The sequence below is a fragment of the Vibrio sp. 10N.222.55.C6 genome, from assembly GCF_041473395.1.
Lineage (GTDB): Bacteria > Pseudomonadota > Gammaproteobacteria > Enterobacterales > Vibrionaceae > Vibrio > Vibrio crassostreae_C.
Genome location: NZ_JBFRSD010000461.1, coordinates 1 through 652, shown reverse-complemented (window position 1 = coordinate 652; position 652 = coordinate 1). Strand labels below are relative to the sequence as shown.

The window sequence follows — 652 nt, the reverse complement described above, 5'->3', positions numbered from 1 at the left end:
TCACGCGCCTCTTCTGGCATATGAGTAATCACGCCCAACGTATCTTGCGAAGAATCACGGAAACCAATGCCACGTGCGCCATAGCCAAGCTGGTACAGAGACAGGTAACGAGACCAGTTTTTAGTGGTGTGACACTGACGTGGGTTATGTACATTAAGCATTGAGTTCATTGCAGGATCTGGCGTTTCAACCTGAACTGCTTGTAGGTAACCACCCCAATGTTCAGCCAGTTCAGCGAAAGCAGAATCGACCACTTGATGGTCACGATATTTAGCCAGCAGAGGCAATGCTGCTTCTAGGCTCTGTTCTTGCGCGATTTGTACGACCGTACGTTCTGTCTGCTCTGGAGATAACCAACCCAAACGCAGGTTAAGCGCGCCAATGTTGTCACCACGCAAACACTCAGTATTGCCAAGCTCATCGTTTTCTAACGCTTGCGGGGCAGCCCATGTGCCGTAACCAAATTGACCAAGGAATGATTGGCGATCACCATCAAACGACGTCGCAGGGCGATCCGTTGTCATCAGATTTACCGCGTAGTCGCGCTTCATGAAGGCATACTGCTCAAGCACAGTATGACCCGACTCTTGCTGGTGCGCTTTCAGCGTCATGGTTTGTGGAACCCAATCAGCATTAAGTAGCTGCTTAAGCG

The 652-nt window shown here is 50.3% G+C and carries 1 protein-coding gene; it reads right to left on the bottom strand.

From position 1 onward, the window contains the following. Positions 1 to 652: GH36-type glycosyl hydrolase domain-containing protein (locus AB4486_RS24600; protein ID WP_372119294.1), on the bottom strand; the 652-nt coding region annotated here is incomplete at both ends.